Genomic DNA, 21,304 nt, shown 5'->3' on the forward strand with positions numbered 1-21,304 from the left:
TCCTGATCAATGAGTTTCCATTAAACAATAACTGCAATTATTGACTTATATTCAGAATTCTAATCTGAATCACGTAAAACGTATTTATTGTATGGGAATATAAGCGTACTATACTATTAGTCTAATTAGGTTTTTAATTTACTTGATAATGAGTTGTTATTTTAGAGGCATTTATTGCTGGTAGTTATAAGGCTTCCGTTTTAGAGCCCTGAATAGGTTCTTATACGAAGCCAGGTTGCCGCAAGTCGGTGCTTTCCTGCTAGGAGCAAGGAGTTAAGATGTTTGATATTGTCGAACTGTCACGATTACAGTTTGCCTTAACAGCAATGTATCACTTCCTGTTCGTTCCGCTAACGCTTGGTATGGCGTTTTTGCTGGCGATTATGGAAACGGTATATGTGCTCTCCGGTAAACAAATTTACAAAGATATGACAAAATTCTGGGGCAAGTTATTTGGTATTAACTTTGCACTGGGTGTCGCAACAGGGTTGACTATGGAGTTCCAGTTCGGGACTAACTGGTCATACTTCTCTCACTACGTCGGTGATATTTTCGGCGCGCCTCTGGCGATCGAAGGTCTGATGGCGTTTTTTCTGGAGTCCACATTCGTCGGTTTGTTCTTCTTCGGTTGGGATCGTCTCAGTAAAAAGCAGCACTTGGCGGTAACTTGGCTGGTTGCGTTAGGATCTAACTTCTCCGCACTTTGGATTCTGGTTGCTAATGGCTGGATGCAAAACCCGATTGCGTCTGACTTCAACTTTGAAACCATGCGGATGGAAATGGTGAGTTTTGCCGAATTGGTACTGAACCCGGTTGCTCAGGTGAAATTTGTTCATACCGTTGCGGCAGGCTATGTGACAGGAGCGATTTTTGTTCTTGGTATCAGCTCTTACTACCTGCTTAAAGGCCGTGATATTCCATTTGCTAAACGTTCGTTTGCGATTGCTTCAAGTTTTGGTATCGCCGCTGTGCTATCCGTTATTGTTCTGGGTGACGAATCCGGTTACGAAATGGGGGATGTACAGAAGACTAAATTGGCCGCAATTGAAGCTGAATGGGAAACGCAGCCACCGCCGGCAGCCTTTACACTGATAGGTATCCCGGATCAGGATAAAATGGAAAACAAATATGCCATTCAGATCCCTTATCTCATGGGCCTGATTGCAACCCGTTCTGTCGATACCCCGGTCATTGGTCTGCGTGATTTGATGGACCAGCATGAGCTGCGTATCCGTAATGGTATGAAAGCTTATCAACTGTTGGAGGAATTGCGTGCAGGTAACACGGATCCGACGGTTCGTACTGCATTCAATGAAAGTAAACAAGATCTTGGTTATGGCATGTTGCTGAAACGTTATACCAGCAAAGTGACTGATGCCAGCGAAGAGCAAATCAAAGCCGCTGCGAAAGATTCCATTCCTCGCGTTGCTCCGCTCTATTTTGCGTTCCGTATCATGGTTGCAGCTGGCTTCCTGATGTTACTGTTGATTGGTCTGGCGTTTTGGAGTGTGATCCGTGGCCGTATTGGTGAGCAAAAATGGTTACTGCGCGCAGCATTGTACAGCATTCCATTGCCGTGGATTGCTATAGAATCAGGTTGGTTTGTCGCTGAATATGGGCGTCAGCCGTGGGCGATTGGTGAAGTTTTGCCAACGGCAGTGGCGAGTTCCAATTTGGCAGCCAGCGATATCCTGTTCTCGATGGCGCTGATTTGTGGTCTTTACACCTTGTTCCTGATCGCAGAAATGTTTTTGATGTTCAAATTCGCCCGTCGTGGTCCAAGCAGTCTGAATACTGGCCGCTACCATTTTGAACAGAAAACAACTTCAGCGCACGATGCTCAGTAATAAACGGGAGTCCACTTATGTTTGATTATGAAGTACTACGGTTTATATGGTGGCTGCTGATTGGTGTGTTGCTAATCGGTTTCGCGGTAACTGATGGTTTTGACATGGGCGTGGGTGTTCTGTTACGCATCATTGGTAAAAACGATACTGAACGCCGCATCATGATTAACTCAATAGCACCTCACTGGGATGGTAATCAGGTTTGGCTAATTACTGCTGGTGGGGCATTGTTCGCCGCATGGCCAATGGTTTATGCCGCCGCATTCTCTGGTTTCTATGTCGCTATGATCCTGGTGTTATCCGCATTGTTTTTCCGTCCGGTTGGTTTTGACTACCGCTCCAAACTGGAAAGCCGTAAGTGGCGTAACATGTGGGATTGGGGGATATTTGTCGGTAGTTTTGTTCCTCCATTAGTTATCGGTGTGGCATTCGGTAATCTGTTACAAGGGGTGCCGTTCAACGTTGATTCTCAACTGCGCCTGTTCTATAGCGGTTCGTTCTTCGGGTTGCTCAATCCATACGGTTTGCTGGCGGGGGTGATCAGCCTGATGATGATTGTGACTCAGGGGGCAACTTATCTGCAAATGCGTACTACTGGTGAACTGCGTCTGCGTTCCCGTGCCGCAACTTATCTCTGTGCGCTGGTGACTATGGTTGCTTTCCTGCTGGCCGGTGTATGGCTGATTTATGGTATTGATGGCTATATTGTGGCGGGTGGCCTGGATACTATGGGGCAGTCTAACCCATTGCATAAAGAAGTTGTTCATCAGGCGGGTGCCTGGATGACCAACTTTAATCACTATCCGTGGTTGTGGGCGTTACCGGCTCTGGGTGTTGTTTCTCCTCTGCTGACGATATTGATGACACGTATGAATAAAGCAGGATGGGCATTTCTGTACTCTTCACTGACCATTGCTTGTATCATTCTGACCTGTGGCGTGACGATGTTCCCCTTTGTTATGCCATCAATCACTCATCCAAATGTCAGCCTGACAATGTGGGATGCGACTTCAAGTTTATTGACACTGCGCGTTATGTTTGTAGTTGCGCTGATTTTTGTTCCAATTGTTCTGGGATACACCATTTGGTGTTATTACAAAATGTTTGGACGTTTGGACAAAAGCTTTATTGAAAATAACAAACATTCACTGTACTAAGGAGCACAGAGCATGTGGTATTTTGCTTGGATTCTCGGAACACTCTTGGCTTGTAGTTTCGCTATAATCGCTGCCTTGGCACTTGAGCATAATGAAGCGGAAAAAATCGCTGAAAATAGTGAGAAATAATGTTGATAGATAAATGCTATCAGCTAATGGATAAAGGTCCTGTAAGGGGCCTTATCCTCATTATGGCGTTGGTGCTTGCTTCTTGTGTCTTCTGGGATCCCGCTCGTTTTGCGGCTAACACCAGTTCATTGCACCTATGGCAAGGCATTTTACTCATTTGACATCCTCCCCCACTTTCGCACTTAGTGACTCAAGAGGGGGATCCCCGTTAGTGGGCGACGGCTGATCGCTCTGCGTCTGGTTCCTGCTTCAACGGGCGGCCTGATTGCTCCGTCCCTCCACAGGCAAGCACGGCATGTCCTGCCGCTAACATGTTACGAGCGCCGTTTACAGTAGCATTTTTGATTTTGCCGTTCACCTCCTGCGATTGCCGGAACTTTATTCATCCGAGCCCAGAAGGAAGTCTGACTCTGCGATTTTCAAGGAGACAATATTTTTCAAAATTGACGAACCGGATTGAATCCCTGCCGTCATTTTTTCGTTTCCATACAGGCGCTTTCGCTGCCAGTGTTTTATCGAAGCAACGCCTCCATGCCCCATGTAAGTCTTTCAGTTTTTGTTGAAGGTTATCGGTGTAAGCTTCCTGTAAGAAGGCGTATTCCGGTGTTTTTTTCCACCCCGTGAGCATTCGGTTTAGTTCAAACGCGGAGGGAAGTTTTCCGCCAGAATCCAGAATGTGTTTTGTTACCTCAAGTCCGTGATTCCAGACAAAACGAGCACACCCGCATAACTGCCGCAAACGCGGCAACTGTTCTTCAGTTGGCTCTAGTCTGAACTTGTAGGCTTTCAGTACTAGCATTATCATTCAGTGTGTAGTCGGTTTATTCTCTTCCTACCTGATGTCGGCGGGAGTACCCTTTGGAGGTTAAAGATGGGCTGTGTGCACAGGTGTAACTTTCGGAACGGGTTTTCACCCAAGGAGTATCGTCTGGCGTATCTTTTTCTTTCCTTTGCCTGCGTTCTTAATGTTGATTTGGGGCTTGTGCCACTTCTTCTATTAGTTAATTCTGTATGTTATGGGCTTTTCAGCTAATAAATTTTTTATTTGCACATTATTCCAAAGCTGCATGGTCTTGAGTATAGTGGCAGCGTTAATTCGCCTTACTTAGGATTGAAAGTGAGTAATACGTTGTTCCGTTGGCCGGTCCGTGTTTATTACGAAGATACAGATGCTGGTGGGGTAGTTTATAACGCCCGTTATGTCGCCTTTTATGAAAGAGCCCGTACAGAGATGTTGCGTCAGCATGGCATTCATCAGCAGCATTTACTTGATGAGCAAATTGCATTTGTTGTTCGGCGTATAGTGGTTGATTACCGAGCCCCAGCCCGGCTTGATGATATGTTGCAGGTGGAGAGCGAAATTACGGATATTCGTAAAGCATCTTTGACATTTATTCAACGCATTGTTGATGTTAACGGAACAATTCTTAACAGCGCAGAAGTTTTAATCGCCTGCGTGAATACATCTCAAATGAAGCCGATTGCGCTTCCTAAGTCTATTGTCGCGGAGTTTAAGTAGTGACTGACATGAACATTCTTGATTTATTCCTAAAGGCGGGCCTTTTGGTGCAGCTGATCATGCTTATTTTGATCTGCTTTTCCATTGCTTCATGGGCAATCATTATTCAAAGGACCAAAATTCTCAATGCGGCAACCCGTGAAGCGGAAGCGTTTGAGGACAAATTCTGGTCAGGCATTGAATTATCACGCTTGTATAAGGAAAGTCAGTCTCGCCGTGATTCCTTGGGAGGAACGGAACAAATTTTTTATTCTGGGTTCAAAGAATTTGCCCGGTTGCACCATGCAAATAACCATGTGCCGGAAGCGGTGGTAACAGGTGCTTCACGTGCAATGCGTATATCTATGAACCGTGAATTGGAAACACTGGAAAGCCATATTCCATTCCTGGGTACTGTAGGTTCAATCAGCCCGTATATTGGCCTGTTTGGTACAGTTTGGGGAATTATGCATGCATTTATCGCATTAGGGGCGGTAAAACAGGCAACGCTTCAAATGGTAGCACCGGGTATTGCGGAAGCGTTGATTGCAACGGCGATTGGCTTATTTGCAGCTATTCCGGCTGTTATGGCATACAACCGCCTGAATCAGCGTGTGAATAAGCTGGAGCAAAATTACGATAACTTTATGGAAGAGTTTTTGGCTATTTTGCATCGTCAGGCTTTCTCTGCTGAAAATAAAGCTGAAAACAAATAGTAAGGGAGGAGAGGCTATGGCACGCACTCGTAGTCGCAAGCGTGAGCTGAAATCCGAAATCAATATCGTTCCCTTACTGGACGTGTTGTTGGTTTTGTTGCTTATTTTTATGGCAACAGCACCGATTATCACCCAGAGCGTAGAAGTTGATTTGCCGGATGCAGTCGATTCCAAAACGGTTTCCAGCTCCGATAACCCGCCGGTAATCGTAGAAGTTTCTGGTGTTGGTCAATACACCATGGTAATTAACCATGAACGGCTGGAGTTATTACCTGAGCCGCAGATTATTGCTGAGGCGCAGGCCCGAATAAAAGAGAACCCGAAAACCGTTTTCTTGATCGGTGGTTCGAAAGAAGTACCTTATGATGAAATTATTAAAGCACTGAACATGTTACATCAGGCCGGTGTGAAATCCGTTGGTTTAATGACTCAGCCTATCTGAGTCTGGCCGGCAGTTGCTGTTATTTAAAGATTTTGGATATTGAGCGTGGGAAAGACAAACGGGCAAAACAATAAACTAAATCGCGCCGTTATCGTTTCGGTTGTGTTGCATATTATTTTGATAGGATTACTTATTTGGGGTTCCCTGACGCAAAAAACTGAAATGGGTGGTGGCGGACAGGATGGTTCTGTTATTGACGCTGTTATGATCGATCCGAATGCGGTAGTACAACAGTACAATCAACACCAGCAACAGCAAGCTGACGCTAAACGTGCAGAACAGTTACGTAACAAGAAAGCGGAGCAGCAAGCAGCCGAATTGAGAGAAAAACAGGCTGAGGAGCAGGAGCGCCTGAAAGCGGTAGAAGAAGAACGGATTAAAGCGCAACAGGTTGCGGAAGAGCAGAAAAAGCAAGCTGTAGAATCAGCAGCAAAAGCCCGTGAAGAGCAAAAACAGGCCGAAGAAGCTGCGGCAAAGGCTAAGGCTGAAAAAGAAAAATTGATTAAAGAGCAGGCTGAGGCGCAGAAAAAAGCAGAAGCTGAAGCGAAGAAAGAAGCTGACGCCGCTGCGGCTAAACAAAAGGCGGCGGAAGAAGCGAAAGCCAAAGCAGAAGTTGAGGCTAAAGCAAAAGCCAAGGTTGAAGCGGATGCTAAAGCCAAAGCTGAGGCAGATGCAAAAGCTAAGGCTAAGGCAAAAGCTGAAGCTGATGCCAAGAAAAAAGCGGCGGCACAAGCCGCCAAACAAGCAAGTGAAGTTGATGATTTACTGGGTGGTTTAACTTCTAATGCGCCAAAGCAGGGTGGTGCTTCTGCTGCGGGTAAAGGTGGCGGTAAGAAAAGTGGTGCTTCAAATTCTGATATTAATAACTATCTTGGGCAGATTCAGATAGCAATACAGAATAAGTTTTATGATCCAAGTATGTATCGTGGGCGTATGTGTACATTACGGATTAAGCTTGCTCCTGATGGTTTGCTAATTGATATAAAACCAGAAGGGGGGGATCAGGCACTGTGTCAGGCAGCGGTAGCCGCAGCTAAACAAGCGAAAATCCCTAAACCACCAAGTAAAGAGGTTTACGAAGTGTTTAAGAATGCGCCGATTTATTTCAAACCTCAATAAGATTGTTATTTATAGAGATTATTAATAATAAACAAAACCATTCAATGTTATTAAGCTATCTGGTTTTGTTTGTTGACGTTTGTTAATATTCTGCGAATTATTGCGGCATTCCATCTGCGATAAGGGAGAGATGATGAAGCAGGCTTTTAAAGTAGTGCTGGGCATTTTGATGTTGTGGGCTGCTGTTGCTCACGCAGAAGTTCGTATTGAAATCACCCAGGGTGTTGATTCTGCACGTCCTATTGGTGTTGTGCCATTTAAATGGACTGGGGCGAGTGGTGCTCCTGAAGAGATAGGAGCGATCGTTGGAGCGGATCTTCGCAACAGCGGTAAATTTAATCCTATTGACGCCAGCCGTATGCCACAGCAACCGACGACTGCATCTGAGGTGACGCCTGCTGCTTGGTCGGCCCTTGGGATTGATGCGGTTATTGTCGGGCAGATTCAGCCAAGTGCGGATGGTGGTTTCCTGATTTCTTATCAGTTGGTTGATACCGCTGGCGCTCCGGGAACTATTCTTGCTCAGAATCAGCTTAAAGTGACTAAGCAGTGGTTGCGTTATGCGGCGCATACCGTCAGTGATGAAGCGTTTGAAAAGCTAACTGGCATTAAAGGCGCATTCCGTACTCGCTTGGCTTATGTTGTGAAAACGAATGGCGGCAAATATCCATATGAGCTGCGTGTATCCGATTACGATGGTTACAACCAGTTCACGGTTCACCGTTCACCAGAACCATTGATGTCACCGGCATGGTCTCCTGATGGCGCTAAACTGGCTTATGTGACCTTTGAGAGTGGCCGTTCCGCCTTAGTTATTCAGACCTTGGCCAGCGGTGAAGTACGTCAGATTGCTTCTTTTCCTCGTCATAACGGGGCGCCTGCATTTTCCCCTGATGGCAGTAAATTGGCGTTTGCCCTGTCCAAATCGGGTAGTTTAAATCTTTACGTGATGGACTTGGCTTCAGCTCAAATCCATCAGGTCACAGATGGCCGCAGTAACAATACTGAGCCAAGTTGGATGCCGGATAACCAGACTTTGGTCTATACCTCCGATCAGGGTGGTCGTCCGCAGTTATATAAAGTTGATATTAATGGCGGTGCTCCGCAACGCCTCACTTGGGAAGGCACACAAAACCAGGATGTTGATGTTAGCTCCGATGGTAGTTTTGTGGTGATGGTCAGCTCAGGGAGTGGTAAGCAGCACATTGCTAAACAAGATCTGGCAACGGGAGCCGTTCAAATTTTGACGGATACGTTCCTGGATGAAACGCCAAGTATCGCACCTAACGGCACTATGGTGATTTATAGCTCCACTCAAGGGTTGGGGACTATATTGCAGCTAGTTTCGACTGACGGGCGTTTCAAAGCGCGTCTTCCGGCGACTGATGGACAGGTAAAATTCCCTGCCTGGTCGCCGTATCTGTGATGCATAATAATATGTGTGGCAAATTTTAAAAGGATCAAAGAGATGCAACTGAACAAAGTGCTAAAAGGGCTGATGTTAGCTTTACCAGTTATGGCGGTAGCAGCGTGTAGTTCTAATAAAAATGCTGATAACGATCAGTCTGGTGTAGGCACTGTTAACGAAACTAATGCGGGCCTGTCAGCGGAAGAATTAGCTCGTCAGCAAATGCAAGAGCTGCAAAACAACAACATTGTATATTTTGGTTTCGATAAATTCGATATCAGCTCAGATTTTTCTCAGCTGTTAGACGCTCACGCAGCATTCCTGCGTAGCAACCCATCTTATAAAGTTGTTGTAGAAGGTCATGCTGACGAACGTGGTACTCCTGAGTACAACATCGCATTAGGTGAACGCCGTGCTAACGCAGTGAAAATGTACCTGCAAGGTAAAGGTGTTTCCGGTGATCAGATCTCTATCGTCTCTTACGGTAAAGAAAAACCAGCTGTACTGGGCCACGAAGAAGCAGCATATGCTAAAAACCGTCGCGCAGTATTGGCATACTAAGAGTAATTCATGAACAGTAACTTCAGACGTCATTTTTTGGGTCTGTCGTTATTGGTTGGCGTAGCGGCTCCTTGGGCCGCTATTGCCCAAGCGCCAATCAGTAATGTCGGCTCGGGTTCTCCCGATGAGCGCCTCACCCAATTAGAGCGTATTTCCAACGCTCACAGTCAGCTGTTAACCCAGCTCCAGCAACAACTCGCCGATTCTCAACGTGATATCGACATGCTCCGTGGGCAGATTCAAGAGAATCAGTATCAGCTTAATCAGGTTATAGAGCGGCAGAAGGATATTTATCAGCAACTGGAAGGCGCTACTAGTTCTGCGGAGAGTCAATCTGCTACCAATACAGCATCTTCAACTGCAAGTCATCGTGGTAATCAGGCGTCTTCAACTACAAGTACGGGTAGCGAGAAGGGTGATTATGATGCTGCCGTTTCTTTGGCGGTGAATACCAAAGAATATGATAAAGCGATTACTGCCTTTCAGAGCTTTGTGAAGGCTTACCCAAAGTCGAGTTATATGCCTAATGCGAATTACTGGTTAGGTCAACTTCATTACAACAAGGGTAAGAAAGACGAAGCTGCTTACTACTTTGCTACGGTGGTGAAAAATTATCCCAAGTCTCAAAAGAGTGGTGAGTCGTTGTATAAAGTTGGCTTGATCATGCAGGACAAGGGCCAGAAGGATAAAGCTAAATCTGTTTATCAGCAGGTTGTAAAACAATATCCTGGTTCGAATGCGGCTAAATTGGCTGAGAAAAAGCTTTCTGCGTTGTAATTATCGGCCCCGGAAGGCAGTATTAATATATTTTCGGGGTTTTTGAGTATTTAATAGGCATCTAAACGTAATTTGAAAAAATAATCATTGCGTTGCGCGGAGAAATCAGTAATATATGCCGCCGTTGCCGAGAGAAGTCACAAGATGGGTCGTTAGCTCAGTCGGTAGAGCAGTTGACTTTTAATCAATTGGTCGCAGGTTCGAATCCTGCACGACCCACCATCTTGAAGCTTCACTCAAAAACGAATTCCTTAGATGGGTCGTTAGCTCAGTCGGTAGAGCAGTTGACTTTTAATCAATTGGTCGCAGGTTCGAATCCTGCACGACCCACCATTTTGAAGCTTCATTCAAAAGCGAATTCCTTAGATGGGTCGTTAGCTCAGTCGGTAGAGCAGTTGACTTTTAATCAATTGGTCGCCGGTTCGAGCCGAGCGAAGCGAGACAACAACGCGCAAGCGTTGGCCCGAAGGGCGAGGCCGTAGGCCGAGTCATCCTGCACGACCCACCATTTTGAAGCTTCACTCAAAAACGAATTCCTTAGATGGGTCGTTAGCTCAGTCGGTAGAGCAGTTGACTTTTAATCAATTGGTCGCAGGTTCGAGCCGAGCGAAGCGAGACAACAACGCGCAAGCGTTGGCCCGAAGGGCGAGGCCGTAGGCCGAGTCATCCTGCACGACCCACCATTTTGAAGCTTCATTCAAAAACGAATTCCTTAGATGCGTCGTTAGCTCAGTCGGTAGAGCAGTTGACTTTTAATCAATTGGTCGCCGGTTCGAGCCGAGCGAAGCGAGACAACAACCGCGCTCAGTAGTTCTATATTCTTTACTACCTTAAAACTTACCTCCCAATAACTTGCATAATATGCTTCTTAACCTTACCAGGTAGCTCACTATCGAACTCAAATCCCTTCATTTCCGCCATTTCAGCAGAAATTGCCGTATAAAGCTCTGTGGTTTCCAGTAATGCTCGTATCGCTTCTTCTTTGCCATAACTGCCAAAAATCCCTTGAATACGCTTGCTGAACTTCTCAGGCAGCCATTCATGCAAATGATGGCCGTTGTACCAGATATCCGTCTTTCCATCACTTTTTATCGAGACGTACCACTCCATCATTGCCAGCAATAATTCTTTCATCTCATTATCCCTCATTCTTGCAGGCCATAAATCACCACGAGCGATATAAATAGGCACTTGTGTTGCCTCGAACCAGAACTCGCGCAGGTTTTCATTAAATTCTGCTGATGATGGAATATGTGATTGAGTCAATTGGTGAGTGATTTCAGGAAGCCCGTTCGTAAGGCTCGTCTTATCAAGGAGGATCTTATAGCCGCGTTGATAGAGTTTATCCAAACCTCTCTGTTTCATATCTTTCAGGCGTTCAACACTTGCCAGTGTGAAATCCACCTTACGACCGCCTCTAAAAACGACCAGACAAGTTGGCCAATCTGGTTCACCCTCTTTTTCATTAGCCAGATGCAATGCAACCATAACGTCACCCAACTGTTTAAACCATAAATCGTTGCCTATTAATTCATCTGTTCCCGAACCAATCAGTTCTATATCCAGATCTGAGAATTTATCTACCCGTGTGTTTCTGGCACGGGAACCTGTTTGGATAACTATATCAATACGGGGATCGTTATGGGCAAAAGTCAGGATTTTTTCCAGAAGGATTTCCGGGTCTTCCATATATATGAAGTTCCTATTTAACTTTAGTGATGATTGATGAATAAGCCTAATCTCATAAATTAGCAGGTAATGTAATAACTTATAACAGGTAAAATACTCCGCGACAAATTGTTATAAATTGGTTATTTTGTTTAGTATATAAAACAAAATTGCGTGAATTTTTTGATAAGCAGCCGGTTCCATGGGGCCTTTTTTACCTCATTAACCAAGCCTTTAGTGGTTGTTTTGCATCTGGATGTTTTTCCCAGAATGTTTTCAATGATGCGACGGATATTAGTATCGATAATAACAATGCGCGTGTCTTCTACAAAGATGGGAAATCCTGTGATATTCCTGAACATTGTTGCTTAGATATTTGTGTCCAGATGCCAGAATATTCTATCTGGGATTTAAAACAGAAGAGGTTACAGGAAGGGATGGAAGGAATAAGATAAAAATGATTAACCTTATAAGTAATAAGAACACTCTATTGTTATTTTTCTGAACTAGACTGTGATTGATATGAATTGTTGAAGTATTTTTTCAATAATTCAATATGTTTATTATGAAAGAATATTATTTAATTTAAGGGTTAGATAAATATGTAAAATAAACAAAGGATAATAGCGCCGAAAAATGGATTAAACATAACGGTGGATAGGCGGTTTTTACTGATACTTGGTGCTTTCTCGTTTTACCTTTAAGTTAGCGATAACAGACAAAATATTCCACGATAAATTGCTATAAATTGATTATTTTGTTTAGTATATTAAACAAATATGCGCAAATTTTCGGACCAAAAACCAAAATTATCGCTTTTTAAAACCATATACTAAACAGAGAATCAGCGTAATGAGCGAGTATATTGATTTTAATTCAACCATTTACCCATTCCCACCGAAACCGGCTTTTCTCCGTAAGGATGAAAAGAAACATTGCCGTGAAAAAATCAAACACCTCCTGAAACAGCAGGATGCCGTTATGGTTGCACATTATTACACCGATCCAGAGATCCAGGCTTTGGCTGAGGAGACGGGAGGGTGTGTAGCAGATTCACTGGAAATGGCACGTTTTGGCAGCAATCATCCAGCTTCTACTCTATTAGTGGCCGGAGTGCGATTTATGGGAGAAACCGCTAAAATTCTCAACCCGGAAAAGCGTGTTTTAATGCCAACGTTGGAAGCGGAGTGTTCGCTGGATCTGGGGTGTCCTGAAAAAGAATTTACTGAGTTTTGTGATAATAATCCAGATCGTACAGTCGTGGTTTATGCAAATACATCAGCAGCGGTTAAAGCACGGGCTGATTGGGTTGTGACTTCAAGTATTGCTGTTGAGCTGATCGATCATCTGGATAGCCAGGGGCAAAAGATAATTTGGGCACCGGATCGCCATTTGGGAAATTATGTCCGTAAACAGACCGTAGCCGATATTCTTTGTTGGCAAGGTGCTTGTATTGTCCATGATGAATTTAAAACACAGGCTTTGATAAGAATGCAAGGTCTGCATCCCGATGCTGCGGTATTGGTTCATCCTGAATCACCACAAGCAGTTATTGATCTGGCTGATGCCGTTGGCTCAACCAGTCAGTTAATCAAAGCAGCGCAGTCTTTGCCGCATCAGAAGCTGATTGTGGCAACAGATAAAGGCATCTTTTATAAAATGCAGCAAACATGCCCAGGGAAGCAGTTATTTGAAGCGCCTACGGCTGGAGAAGGTGCGAGCTGCCGTAGTTGCGCCCATTGTCCGTGGATGGCAATGAATGGCTTACAGGCTATCGTTCAGGGATTAGAGCAGGGCGGGGTTCAGCATGAAATATTTGTTAAAGAAGAGTTACGTGAAAAGGCGCTTATTCCTTTAAACCGGATGCTTGATTTTGCAACTCGGTTAAAATGAAAAAACAAATAATGGGTGTCATTCTTTGTTGTCGATAATAATAGGGTATAACAGATGGATTTTTTCAGTATTAACAATATATTAGTAAATATCCCACTGGGAAAAGGCGGTTATGATTTATCGTGGATTGAAGCAGTAGGTACGATTGCTGGTTTGCTATGTATTTGGTTTGCCAGTCAGGAAAAAATAATTAACTATCTGTTTGGGCTGATTAATGTCACATTATTTGCTGTGATTTTTTTTCAAATTCAACTTTATGCTAGTTTATTGCTGCAATTATTCTTTTTTGCTGCAAATATTTATGGCTGGTATGCCTGGAGCAGGGTTAATGAGCAGCAGCAGATTGAACTTAAAATACGCTGGTTGAGCCTGAATAAGGTGGTAATAATTAGTCTGATTTCTATCCTATTGATTGTTATTATGACTTTTAATATCGATCGGATCTTTGGCTCTCTGACTCAGATTGCCGTTACGATTATGCAAAAGTTTGATTTTAATGTTCAAATGCCGGTATTGGCACCTGATGCATTCCCCTTCTGGGATTCGACAATGACGGTGCTATCTATTGTGGCAATGATTCTGATGACTCGCAAATATGTTGAAAACTGGCTGGTATGGATGATTATCAATGTGATAAGCGTTGTTATCTATTTCCATCAAGGTGTTTTGGCGATGTCATTGCAGTATGTGATTCTCTTTGGCATTGCACTTAATGGTTCCCGTTTGTGGATTCAGGTGGCTAAGAAAAATCATTCGCAGCCTTTATCCCGTATCGAATAATTTTTTAATGTGCCAGAGAATTGATTTGTCGATCTCTGGCATATTTTTAGGGATTTACTCTGATAATTCTCATTTCTAAAGATATTTCAATTATAAAAAACAGCTCAAATCACGTTTGACTATATTTTTCTATGTCTTTAGGTTAAACACTGATTTATTATCTACAAAGAATATTTACAGTTTGTCTTCTAACAGTTAGATTAAAATCACAAGATTGTTTTAAACAAATATACAAAGATGTGGATGAGAGAGGGTTATGAATTATCAGAATGACGATATAAGAATTAAAGAGATAAAAGAATTATTACCGCCTGTAGCACTACTTGAAAAATTTCCAGCAACTGAAAAGGCTGCATCTACAGTACGTAATGCCCGCAAAATTATTCATCAAATTCTGACGGGTGAAGATGATCGTCTGTTGGTTGTGATTGGGCCATGTTCTATTCACGATCCTAAAGCAGCAATGGAATATGCTGGACGGTTGAATAAGTTGCGTGAAGAACTAAAAGATGATTTGGAAATTGTCATGCGGGTTTATTTTGAAAAACCGCGTACAACTATTGGTTGGAAAGGGCTAATTAATGACCCTCATATGAATCACAGCTTTGATATTAATGATGGCTTACGTCTGGCTCGTGAATTGTTGCGGGATATTAATGACATGGGGCTACCGGCTGCGGGGGAATATCTGGATATGATTTCTCCACAGTATTTGGCAGATTTGATGAGTTGGGGAGCAATCGGCGCTCGTACAACGGAATCGCAGGTTCATCGTGAGTTGGCTTCTGGTCTCTCGTGTCCGGTTGGTTTCAAAAATGGCACCGACGGCGGGATAAAAGTTGCAATTGATGCTATTAATGCTGCGGGTTCACCGCACAGTTTCCTTTCTGTCACTAAGTGGGGACATTCTGCGATTGTAAATACCAGTGGAAATTCTGATTGCCATATTATCCTGCGTGGTGGTAGAGAACCAAACTATAGCTCTGAACATGTTATTGCCGTGAAGCAAAGTTTGGAAAAAGCAAGTTTGCCGGCAAGAATTATGATTGATTTCAGTCATGCCAATAGCGCCAAGCAATTTAAAAAGCAGATGGATGTGTGCGAAGATGTCAGTGGGCAAATTGCTGCCGGAGAGAAGGCGATTATTGGTGTTATGGTGGAAAGTCATTTGCAAGAAGGGAACCAAGACCCAGAGAGTGATCAACCATTGGTATACGGTAAAAGTATTACCGATGCTTGCATTGGTTGGGCTGATACTGAAATCTTGTTACGTCAATTATCGTTGGCAGTGAAAGCACGTTGTGGCCGATAACCTTTTTCGGATGTAAAAAAACCGGAATTAATGATTCCGGTTTTTCATATTGGCTGAAAAAGTACGATATCAGCAATTTTATCGATAATGAATTATTTCGCTTTACCTTGGTTTGCTACAGCGGCGGCTTTTGCAGCGATTTCATCAGCGTTACCCAGATAGTAATGCTTAATTGGTTTCATGTTTTCGTCGAATTCATAAACCAAAGGTACTGCTGTTGGAATATTCAGTTCAAGGATGGCTTCTTCGCTCATGTTGTCCAGATATTTAACCATTGCGCGCAAAGAGTTACCGTGAGCCGCGATAATCACTTTTTCTCCTTTAGCAACACGAGGTTTGATAACGTCTTCCCAGTAAGGGATCACGCGCTCAATAGTTGTTGCCAGGCTTTCAGTCACGGGTAGTTCTTCTGGTTGCAGATTTGCGTAACGTGGATCATGACCTGGAAAACGCTCATCATCTTGAGTTAAATCGGGTGGGGTGATAGCAAATCCACGACGCCACAGTTTAACTTGATCATCACCGTATTTAGCGGCGGTTTCTGATTTGTCCAGACCTTGCAGAGCACCATAATGGCGTTCATTCAGTTTCCAGCTTTTCTCAACAGGTAACCACTGTTGATCAACTTGATCCAGAATGTTCCATAGCGTGTGAATAGCGCGTTTCAGAACAGAGGTGTATGCGAAATCAAAAACAAAGCCTTCTTCTTTCAGTAGCTGGCCTGCTTGTTGAGCTTCGGCGCGACCTTTTTCAGAGAGAGCGACGTCAGTCCAGCCAGTGAAGCGGTTTTCTTTGTTCCACTCGCTTTCACCATGTCTTACCAGAACCAGTTTAGTTACAGCCATAGCGTAAACTCCTTAAAAACCAAACTTAATGATAACTGAGCGCATTATATTGCCCTATACACCAGAACAGCAATCAATAGTCGGGTTCCATAGCGTTATTTGCCTGAAAACCTTAATTTTTTGCAGATTACTGAATAGATGCCGGGAAAGTTTGACATGTTATAGTGCTGTTACCAACTTGATTGGATAAGTAAAGAACAGCAAATGAACCAAATTAAGGACGAAATGAAACCCAACAGCGACCCACAGCCGGCCACTCCACATCCAAGCCAGACCATATATTAATCCTGCGAGTGTAGCGAAAATCACCAGTAATAGACCTCCAGCGAAGTGTGCGCCGCCAAAAATCAAGGCGGTGATGATCAGGGCAAAATAGGGGTTAATCCACTGACTCAACCTTTGTTGGATATAGCCACGAAACAGCGCTTCTTCTGCCAGAGAAACAAAGAAAATATTTGCCAAAATAAACATTGGCAACCATGGTGGCATATGCAGTTCAAGCGCAAGTCCGCCTAAGGCTGTTGCAATACTGAGTAGTACCGGAATGGCAACAGTCAAGATTATCCACGCATAAAGGCGAACTTTTGCCAGTGGTTTTGTTGTAAATAATCCAGGCATGCAACATAGCAGAAGGAAAGGGATAAGTGCCTTATCAAAGTTGAAATACATTGAGAATGGCGCACTATGAGGACCAACTTGAACGTTATCGAGAAATTTCAAGTTATGAAAACCTGGGATCAGATGCAGGAATAACGCGATACCAAAAGCGAGCAATAGCAGCTCAGTTGTTATTTTGATGATGTTATTTTGCTGAAAATAGAGACGTAGTGCACCTAACACGAAAATAATTACAATAGTTGCAATTGCTGGATAAATTATAACTTGCGTTATACATCCGGTGACAACGGCAGCCAGTAGAACAATAAGTGCAGTCGTGCGGTGTATAGCTAATAATGCCAGTGATGTGGCAAGTAAACCCCAAATCATATATGCCCTGTTGTTTTCAATAAGTTAGAAGATAATATCTGAGAAGCAAACCAAAGATTGATGATAACTATTATTAAATGAGCAAAAAATAGTAACGCAAGATGATTAAATTGCGATGTTTTTTTCACTGGTCGGAGAAGTGATGTTGTTGGTGACAATTGTCCTTCGACCAAAATTTGTGTAGAAGAGGTTGCATTATTGGCGGGCTTAATCACTTACATGCATCATAGATCTGAGCTCAGTTTCAGATAGAGATTGGAACTCAGCTTCATAACGTTTGATGACATCATGAATATCAATACTGATGCCGTTCTCCCGTATCTCAGTAAGAATTTCAACCCCTTTTATATGTCACTCTACAAAATAATGGGGAACTACAGGTAATCAATTGAAAATTTTCTCCGTTTTATAGCGGTATATGTCGCCATCGGGAATAAATATCAGCCGGTGAGTAATACATTGCGGGGCATCTTCCTGATGATGAGAAACAAACAGTAGCTGAGTATCACCGTCAGTAATCATGATATCAATAAAACGTAATATTAACTGACGGTTGAGTGGATCAAGCCCTTGCAGAGGTTCATCAAGGATCAATAAAGCCGGATGTTTAACCAGAGCACGAGCTATCAGAACCAGCCGTTGTTGCCCCCATGAAAGGCTGTGAAACGGGCCGTTGGCAATCTGAGCAGATAATCCCAGCAAAGCCAGCCATTCATCGGCAAGTTGTTGCTGACGATCTGATACTGCCTGGTAAAGACCGATTGAATCGAAGAATCCGGACAGAATCACATGACGAACACTGGTACTGACACGGTATTGCAGATGAATACTGTGACTGATATAGCCAATATGGCGTTTGATATCCCAAATCGTTTCACCACTACCGCGCTGGCGACCAAACAATATCAACTCATTATTGTAGCCTTGGGGATGATCTCCGGTAATCAGATTCAGGAGGGTTGATTTTCCGGCACCGTTTTGACCCATAATCTGCCAGTGTTCACCCGGATTTACCTGCCAGTCCAGCCCGTGCAAAATGGGTTGTTCGTTATACTGAACCACACCATTACGCAAGATAATCAAAGGTTGGTCAGGAGGTAACTGATCATCAATACGACATTCATCCGCTTCTGGTAAATGGATACCATCAAGTTTTTCGCTGTGCACCAGTTGAGCAACCAGTGGATCCGCCATCACTTTTTCTTTTATGCCAGCAGATGTCAGATGGCAATCTGCCAGTACACCAATTTGATCAACAAAACTTGGGATTTCACTGAACCGGTTAAGGATAAGCACCAAAACGATGCCTTTTGCTGACAATGTTTTTAATAATTCAGCGAGCTGACCACGGGCAAATGCATCAAGGCCATCAAAAGGTTCATCAAGGATCAGTAAATCAGGTGAAACCATCAGTGCCTGGCAAAGCAAGGTTTTTCGGGTTTCACCGGTAGAAAGGTATTTAAAGCGGCGGGAAAGTAAATCCATAATACCGAACTGTTTTGCCAGTTCCAGACAAAATTCGTTGTCTTTATGATGAAGCTGAATAATTTCCGCCGCAGTGCGGCCAGTGTCATCCTCATCGTCGCTCAACATATCAGTATTATTGCGTTGCCACTCTTTCTCAGTCAGTTTTTGTAATTGTTCTAAAGAAACGCGGATACATGTGCGAAATGAGCAATTTCGTTCGCCGGAAAGTTGTACTAATTCATTTGACAACGCACGGGCCAATGATGATTTACCACTACCGTTAGCACCAACAAAAGCCCAGTTTTCACCAGAGGTAATTTTTAGTGACGGCAACTGCAAGGTTTGGGTATCACTTAGACGGAAACAGCCTTGCGTTATTTGCAATTCAGACATCTTTTATTCCTTTTTAAGCAACGCAAATATCCTCTCACAAATAAGCGGAATGACATTGAATGTCAATATTAACTTTTGATTAACATTTAATGTCAGATATCAGGGAATGTGTGAGGTACATAACTTCATAATATCCCCTGATACTCCGAATTATTCAGTGATAATAGTGCAATTTTTAACAAAGAGTTGCAATAATTACCTGATCGGCATTAAAAAGAGCGGTGATTTTATCTTTAGGATGCAGTTTCAGCTTATCAGCATCTTGATTGGTGAGAGTAGAACAGAGGGTTTCACCACCATCAAGAACGATAAGAACTTCTGTGCTCTTTTCGCCAGTGTCGATTTTACTCACTTGTCCTGTCAGGGCATTGTCAAAATGGCTGATGGGAAGTTGTTCTTTAGTCAATGTTATCCAGGGTGCTTTAATCAGAGCCAATACCTCCTTACCTTTTATCAGCCCAAGACGGTCAGCACTCTGTTCTGTCAATGCCGCATCCAGTGATGTTTGACCATCTGCCAGCAATATGCGGACATGTTGCTGCACCTGATTATGGTCACGGTCAGTAATTGTGCCAAAGAATTGATTACGGGCACTGGTTTGCAGAGAAAAACGGGAAATTGCCGCCAGCAGGCTGTCGAGGGGAAGAGGATCATCTTTCAGCACATCAAAGGCTTTTTGTTGAATTTGTGCGATTAAATCATAAAGTTGTAACAAACGTTCACCATAATGGGTAAGATTCGTCCCGCCTCCTCCTTTACCACCAGTAGCACGATCCACCAGTATTTCATCTGCTAACTGGTTCATTTCATTGATGGCATCCCAGGCGCTTTTATAACTGATGCCAGCCAGCTTTGCCCCCTGGCTGATAGAACCCGTTGCTTTAATCTGTTTCAGTAATAATATTCGCCGTGGATCTGCGAATAACCGTTGCTGTAATTTCAGTGTTAATAGAATTTCGGCTTGCATAATTGCTTTTTTCAGGAAATAAAATCGTGAATTTTTGTTGGCTAACCCGGAAAAACGCACGTTTAGCCGGTTATAGTTGTTTGTCTTTGTTTAGAATGGTACTAATTATAGCGCTATTACGCGCTATGGTTAAAAATGTGTTATGTTGCCGGCTCATTTAATGAGCCACTATGTGAGGCTACCATGTTTGAGTTGATTAAAAGTATGGCCTTCTCCCTGGTCATGGTACCGGTAGTAATGGTCGGGATCTTAGGTTTAATTTATGCCCTTGGGGAATTGTTTAATATCATTTCCCGTATTGGTCATTCTGAAAAGTAGAACTAATATTTCTTTATACATCAGGTGCTATTCTGATTACCCGGTGATTCGCCGGGTAATTTGTCTTAACTGATCACAATCAGTTTGTTCTGTTTATCCTGTTTTTCTATTACAGCATTTTACTTCAAATTAAATCAGATAGTAAAAGTTGCTCACAATTTGCCGATTATTAATGGGATAGTCTTCCATTTAGCGCTATATCTTGTTATATACAGCGAACCAATTGGATAATAAGCAGGTGTAAAACAAATGAAAAAGAATTTTATCAAACTGTTAGCGGGAGTTATCGTTTCTTTTACTTTGACGTGGCAAGCATGGGCTACGGAGAAAGTTACCGTATTTGCTGCTGCCTCACTAACCAATGCACTTGACGAGATTTCGATACAATATAAGCAAGAGGAAAAAGGTGACGTGGTGGCTTCCTATGCATCATCTTCTACTTTGGCTCGCCAGATTGAACAAGGTGCTCCGGCAGATATTTTTATTTCCGCTGACCAACAGTGGATGGATTACGTTGCCGGGAAGAAACTGATTATTGATAAAACTCGCTTTACTATTCTGGGAAATCAACTGGTTCTGATTGCACCGAAAGAGAGTAAATTCAATAAAATTGACATTAATAAAGAGACCAAATGGAAATCTTTATTGGCTGATGGCCGTCTTGCTGTCGGTGATCCAGATCATGTTCCGGTAGGTATCTACGCTAAACAATCGCTGCAATATTTGGGGGCATGGGAGACGGTTAATCCTCTGCTGGCTCGTACCAGTAATGTGCGCAGTGGTATGGCGCTGGTGGAACGTGCTGAAGCTCCATTGGGTATTGTTTATGCTTCAGATGCCGTTGCCAGTGATAAAGTTAAAGTTGTGGGGATTTTCCCGGCAGAGAGCCACAAGCCTGTTGAATATCCTATGGCGATCATCAAAGATCATAATAATCCCGCAGTTCTTAGTTTTTATGACTATCTGAAAACCCCAGAGGCCGCTGCGATTTTTAAACGTTACGGTTTTCGCCCACTTTAG

Annotated in this window: 21 protein-coding genes, 5 tRNA genes and 3 pseudogenes; 22 read left to right on the forward strand and 7 right to left on the reverse strand. The window is 43.3% G+C overall.

All coding sequences use genetic code 11. The features are described from left to right. Positions 1-278 precede the first annotated feature (278 nt). The 4 genes and pseudogenes from cydA to C5471_RS00850 all read left to right on the forward strand — a co-directional run. Entirely contained in the window at positions 279-1,847 is a 1,569-nt protein-coding gene (cydA, locus tag C5471_RS00835) for a cytochrome ubiquinol oxidase subunit I (protein ID WP_133815116.1), read from the forward strand. Positions 1,848-1,864: 17 nt separating this feature from the next. Next, positions 1,865-3,004 (forward strand): cytochrome d ubiquinol oxidase subunit II, encoded by a 1,140-nt coding sequence (cydB, locus tag C5471_RS00840; RefSeq protein ID WP_133815115.1) that lies wholly within the window; start codon positions 1,865-1,867, stop codon positions 3,002-3,004. A gap of 12 nt (positions 3,005-3,016) precedes the next feature. Continuing rightward, positions 3,017-3,133, forward strand: coding sequence for a cytochrome bd-I oxidase subunit CydX (gene cydX, locus C5471_RS00845; RefSeq protein WP_133815114.1), 117 nt, complete (start codon positions 3,017-3,019; stop codon positions 3,131-3,133). Then, positions 3,133-3,291 (forward strand): annotated as a pseudogene (locus C5471_RS00850) (cyd operon YbgE family protein); the annotation flags it as partial. The gene cydX and the pseudogene C5471_RS00850, both read left to right, overlap by 1 nt. Positions 3,292-3,341: 50 nt before the next feature. On the opposite strand, the pseudogene C5471_RS00855 reads toward C5471_RS00850, so the two are convergent. Then, positions 3,342-3,494, reverse strand: a pseudogene (locus tag C5471_RS00855) (RNA-guided endonuclease InsQ/TnpB family protein); the annotation flags it as partial. Positions 3,495-3,518: 24 nt separating this feature from the next. After that, positions 3,519-3,932, reverse strand: a pseudogene (locus C5471_RS00860) (helix-turn-helix domain-containing protein); the annotation flags it as partial. A gap of 79 nt (positions 3,933-4,011) precedes the next feature. On the opposite strand from C5471_RS00860, the gene C5471_RS00865 reads away from it, so the two are divergent. The 13 genes from C5471_RS00865 (at position 4,012) to C5471_RS00925 (ending at position 10,445) form a co-directional block, all read left to right on the forward strand. After that, the gene (locus tag C5471_RS00865) at positions 4,012-4,134 is read left to right on the forward strand and encodes a cyd operon YbgE family protein (RefSeq protein ID WP_133815113.1); all 123 of its coding nucleotides are present in this window, start codon (positions 4,012-4,014) and stop codon (positions 4,132-4,134) included. Positions 4,135-4,250: 116 nt separating this feature from the next. Beyond that, positions 4,251-4,652 (forward strand): tol-pal system-associated acyl-CoA thioesterase, encoded by a 402-nt coding sequence (ybgC, locus tag C5471_RS00870; RefSeq protein ID WP_133815112.1) that lies wholly within the window; start codon positions 4,251-4,253, stop codon positions 4,650-4,652. Then, on the forward strand, positions 4,652-5,347 hold the full coding sequence (gene tolQ, locus C5471_RS00875) for a Tol-Pal system protein TolQ (protein ID WP_133815111.1): 696 nt from the start codon (positions 4,652-4,654) through the stop codon (positions 5,345-5,347). Before ybgC ends, tolQ begins: the two co-directional genes overlap by 1 nt. Positions 5,348-5,363: 16 nt before the next feature. Beyond that, positions 5,364-5,789, forward strand: coding sequence for a colicin uptake protein TolR (gene tolR, locus C5471_RS00880; protein WP_023045408.1), 426 nt, complete (start codon positions 5,364-5,366; stop codon positions 5,787-5,789). 45 nt (positions 5,790-5,834) lie between these two features. Further along, positions 5,835-6,908, forward strand: coding sequence for a cell envelope integrity protein TolA (gene tolA / locus C5471_RS00885; RefSeq protein WP_133815110.1), 1,074 nt, complete (start codon positions 5,835-5,837; stop codon positions 6,906-6,908). A 133-nt stretch (positions 6,909-7,041) separates the two neighbouring features. Further along, the gene (gene tolB, locus C5471_RS00890) at positions 7,042-8,334 is read left to right on the forward strand and encodes a Tol-Pal system beta propeller repeat protein TolB (protein ID WP_133815381.1); all 1,293 of its coding nucleotides are present in this window, start codon (positions 7,042-7,044) and stop codon (positions 8,332-8,334) included. Between the two features lie 42 nt (positions 8,335-8,376). Beyond that, positions 8,377-8,877, forward strand: coding sequence for a peptidoglycan-associated lipoprotein Pal (gene pal / locus C5471_RS00895; RefSeq protein ID WP_133815109.1), 501 nt, complete (start codon positions 8,377-8,379; stop codon positions 8,875-8,877). Positions 8,878-8,886: 9 nt separating this feature from the next. Next, positions 8,887-9,654 carry a cell division protein CpoB gene (gene cpoB, locus C5471_RS00900; protein ID WP_133815108.1) on the forward strand — a complete coding sequence of 256 codons (768 nt, stop codon included), beginning with the start codon at positions 8,887-8,889 and terminating at the stop codon, positions 9,652-9,654. 146 nt (positions 9,655-9,800) lie between these two features. Then, positions 9,801-9,876 (forward strand) — tRNA-Lys (locus C5471_RS00905). 35 nt (positions 9,877-9,911) lie between these two features. Further along, positions 9,912-9,987, forward strand: a tRNA-Lys gene (locus C5471_RS00910). Between the two features lie 35 nt (positions 9,988-10,022). Continuing rightward, a tRNA-Lys gene (locus tag C5471_RS00915) sits at positions 10,023-10,162 on the forward strand. Between the two features lie 35 nt (positions 10,163-10,197). Further along, positions 10,198-10,337, forward strand: a tRNA-Lys gene (locus C5471_RS00920). A gap of 38 nt (positions 10,338-10,375) precedes the next feature. After that, positions 10,376-10,445 (forward strand) — tRNA-Lys (locus C5471_RS00925). 46 nt (positions 10,446-10,491) lie between these two features. On the opposite strand, the gene C5471_RS00930 is transcribed toward C5471_RS00925, so the two are convergent. After that, positions 10,492-11,343: an aminoglycoside 6-adenylyltransferase gene (locus C5471_RS00930; protein WP_133815107.1), complete on the reverse strand. Its 852-nt coding sequence runs from the start codon at positions 11,341-11,343 to the stop codon at positions 10,492-10,494. An 831-nt stretch (positions 11,344-12,174) separates the two neighbouring features. On the opposite strand from C5471_RS00930, the gene nadA reads away from it, so the two are divergent. The 3 genes from nadA (at position 12,175) to aroG (ending at position 15,307) form a co-directional block, all read left to right on the forward strand. After that, entirely contained in the window at positions 12,175-13,215 is a 1,041-nt protein-coding gene (nadA, locus tag C5471_RS00935; RefSeq protein ID WP_133815105.1) for a quinolinate synthase NadA, read from the forward strand. 54 nt (positions 13,216-13,269) lie between these two features. After that, positions 13,270-13,995 (forward strand): nicotinamide riboside transporter PnuC, encoded by a 726-nt coding sequence (gene pnuC, locus C5471_RS00940; protein ID WP_133815104.1) that lies wholly within the window; start codon positions 13,270-13,272, stop codon positions 13,993-13,995. Between the two features lie 256 nt (positions 13,996-14,251). Then, complete coding sequence (gene aroG / locus C5471_RS00945; RefSeq protein ID WP_133815103.1) at positions 14,252-15,307, forward strand: 3-deoxy-7-phosphoheptulonate synthase AroG; 1,056 nt, start codon at positions 14,252-14,254, stop codon at positions 15,305-15,307. Between the two features lie 92 nt (positions 15,308-15,399). On the opposite strand, the gene gpmA is transcribed toward aroG, so the two are convergent. The 4 genes from gpmA to modE form a co-directional block, all read right to left on the reverse strand. Then, positions 15,400-16,152, reverse strand: coding sequence for a 2,3-diphosphoglycerate-dependent phosphoglycerate mutase (gene gpmA, locus C5471_RS00950; RefSeq protein ID WP_166295538.1), 753 nt, complete (start codon positions 16,150-16,152; stop codon positions 15,400-15,402). A 159-nt stretch (positions 16,153-16,311) separates the two neighbouring features. Next, positions 16,312-17,136 carry a CPBP family intramembrane glutamic endopeptidase gene (locus tag C5471_RS00955; protein WP_208862190.1) on the reverse strand — a complete coding sequence of 275 codons (825 nt, stop codon included), beginning with the start codon at positions 17,134-17,136 and terminating at the stop codon, positions 16,312-16,314. Between the two features lie 387 nt (positions 17,137-17,523). Further along, positions 17,524-18,999 (reverse strand): molybdate ABC transporter ATP-binding protein ModF, encoded by a 1,476-nt coding sequence (gene modF / locus C5471_RS00960; protein ID WP_133815101.1) that lies wholly within the window; start codon positions 18,997-18,999, stop codon positions 17,524-17,526. A 175-nt stretch (positions 19,000-19,174) separates the two neighbouring features. After that, positions 19,175-19,966: a molybdenum-dependent transcriptional regulator gene (gene modE, locus C5471_RS00965; RefSeq protein ID WP_133815100.1), complete on the reverse strand. Its 792-nt coding sequence runs from the start codon at positions 19,964-19,966 to the stop codon at positions 19,175-19,177. 183 nt (positions 19,967-20,149) lie between these two features. On the opposite strand from modE, the gene C5471_RS00970 reads away from it, so the two are divergent. Beyond that, positions 20,150-20,284, forward strand: a complete 135-nt coding sequence (locus C5471_RS00970; protein ID WP_071789454.1) for an AcrZ family multidrug efflux pump-associated protein — start codon at positions 20,150-20,152, stop codon at positions 20,282-20,284. 249 nt (positions 20,285-20,533) lie between these two features. Continuing rightward, positions 20,534-21,304, forward strand: a complete 771-nt coding sequence (modA, locus tag C5471_RS00975; RefSeq protein WP_133815099.1) for a molybdate ABC transporter substrate-binding protein — start codon at positions 20,534-20,536, stop codon at positions 21,302-21,304.

Source organism: Photorhabdus tasmaniensis (assembly GCF_011189505.1).
Classification (GTDB): domain Bacteria; phylum Pseudomonadota; class Gammaproteobacteria; order Enterobacterales; family Enterobacteriaceae; genus Photorhabdus; species Photorhabdus tasmaniensis.

Bases quoted from the DNA above. Each gene is read 5' to 3' on its own strand.
- cydA (WP_133815116.1), top strand. From the start codon at position 279: ATGTTTGATATTGTCGAACTGTCACGATTACAGTTTGCCTTAACAGCA.
- cydB (WP_133815115.1), top strand. From the start codon at position 1,865: ATGTTTGATTATGAAGTACTACGGTTTATATGGTGGCTGCTGATTGGT.
- cydX (WP_133815114.1), top strand. From the start codon at position 3,017: ATGTGGTATTTTGCTTGGATTCTCGGAACACTCTTGGCTTGTAGTTTC.
- tolR (WP_023045408.1), top strand. From the start codon at position 5,364: ATGGCACGCACTCGTAGTCGCAAGCGTGAGCTGAAATCCGAAATCAAT.
- tolB (WP_133815381.1), top strand. From the start codon at position 7,042: ATGAAGCAGGCTTTTAAAGTAGTGCTGGGCATTTTGATGTTGTGGGCT.
- pal (WP_133815109.1), top strand. From the start codon at position 8,377: ATGCAACTGAACAAAGTGCTAAAAGGGCTGATGTTAGCTTTACCAGTT.
- cpoB (WP_133815108.1), top strand. From the start codon at position 8,887: ATGAACAGTAACTTCAGACGTCATTTTTTGGGTCTGTCGTTATTGGTT.
- C5471_RS00930 (WP_133815107.1), bottom strand. From the start codon at position 11,343: ATGGAAGACCCGGAAATCCTTCTGGAAAAAATCCTGACTTTTGCCCAT.
- nadA (WP_133815105.1), top strand. From the start codon at position 12,175: ATGAGCGAGTATATTGATTTTAATTCAACCATTTACCCATTCCCACCG.
- pnuC (WP_133815104.1), top strand. From the start codon at position 13,270: ATGGATTTTTTCAGTATTAACAATATATTAGTAAATATCCCACTGGGA.
- aroG (WP_133815103.1), top strand. From the start codon at position 14,252: ATGAATTATCAGAATGACGATATAAGAATTAAAGAGATAAAAGAATTA.
- gpmA (WP_166295538.1), bottom strand. From the start codon at position 16,152: ATGGCTGTAACTAAACTGGTTCTGGTAAGACATGGTGAAAGCGAGTGG.
- modF (WP_133815101.1), bottom strand. From the start codon at position 18,999: ATGTCTGAATTGCAAATAACGCAAGGCTGTTTCCGTCTAAGTGATACC.
- modE (WP_133815100.1), bottom strand. From the start codon at position 19,966: ATGCAAGCCGAAATTCTATTAACACTGAAATTACAGCAACGGTTATTC.
- C5471_RS00970 (WP_071789454.1), top strand. From the start codon at position 20,150: ATGTTTGAGTTGATTAAAAGTATGGCCTTCTCCCTGGTCATGGTACCG.
- modA (WP_133815099.1), top strand. From the start codon at position 20,534: ATGAAAAAGAATTTTATCAAACTGTTAGCGGGAGTTATCGTTTCTTTT.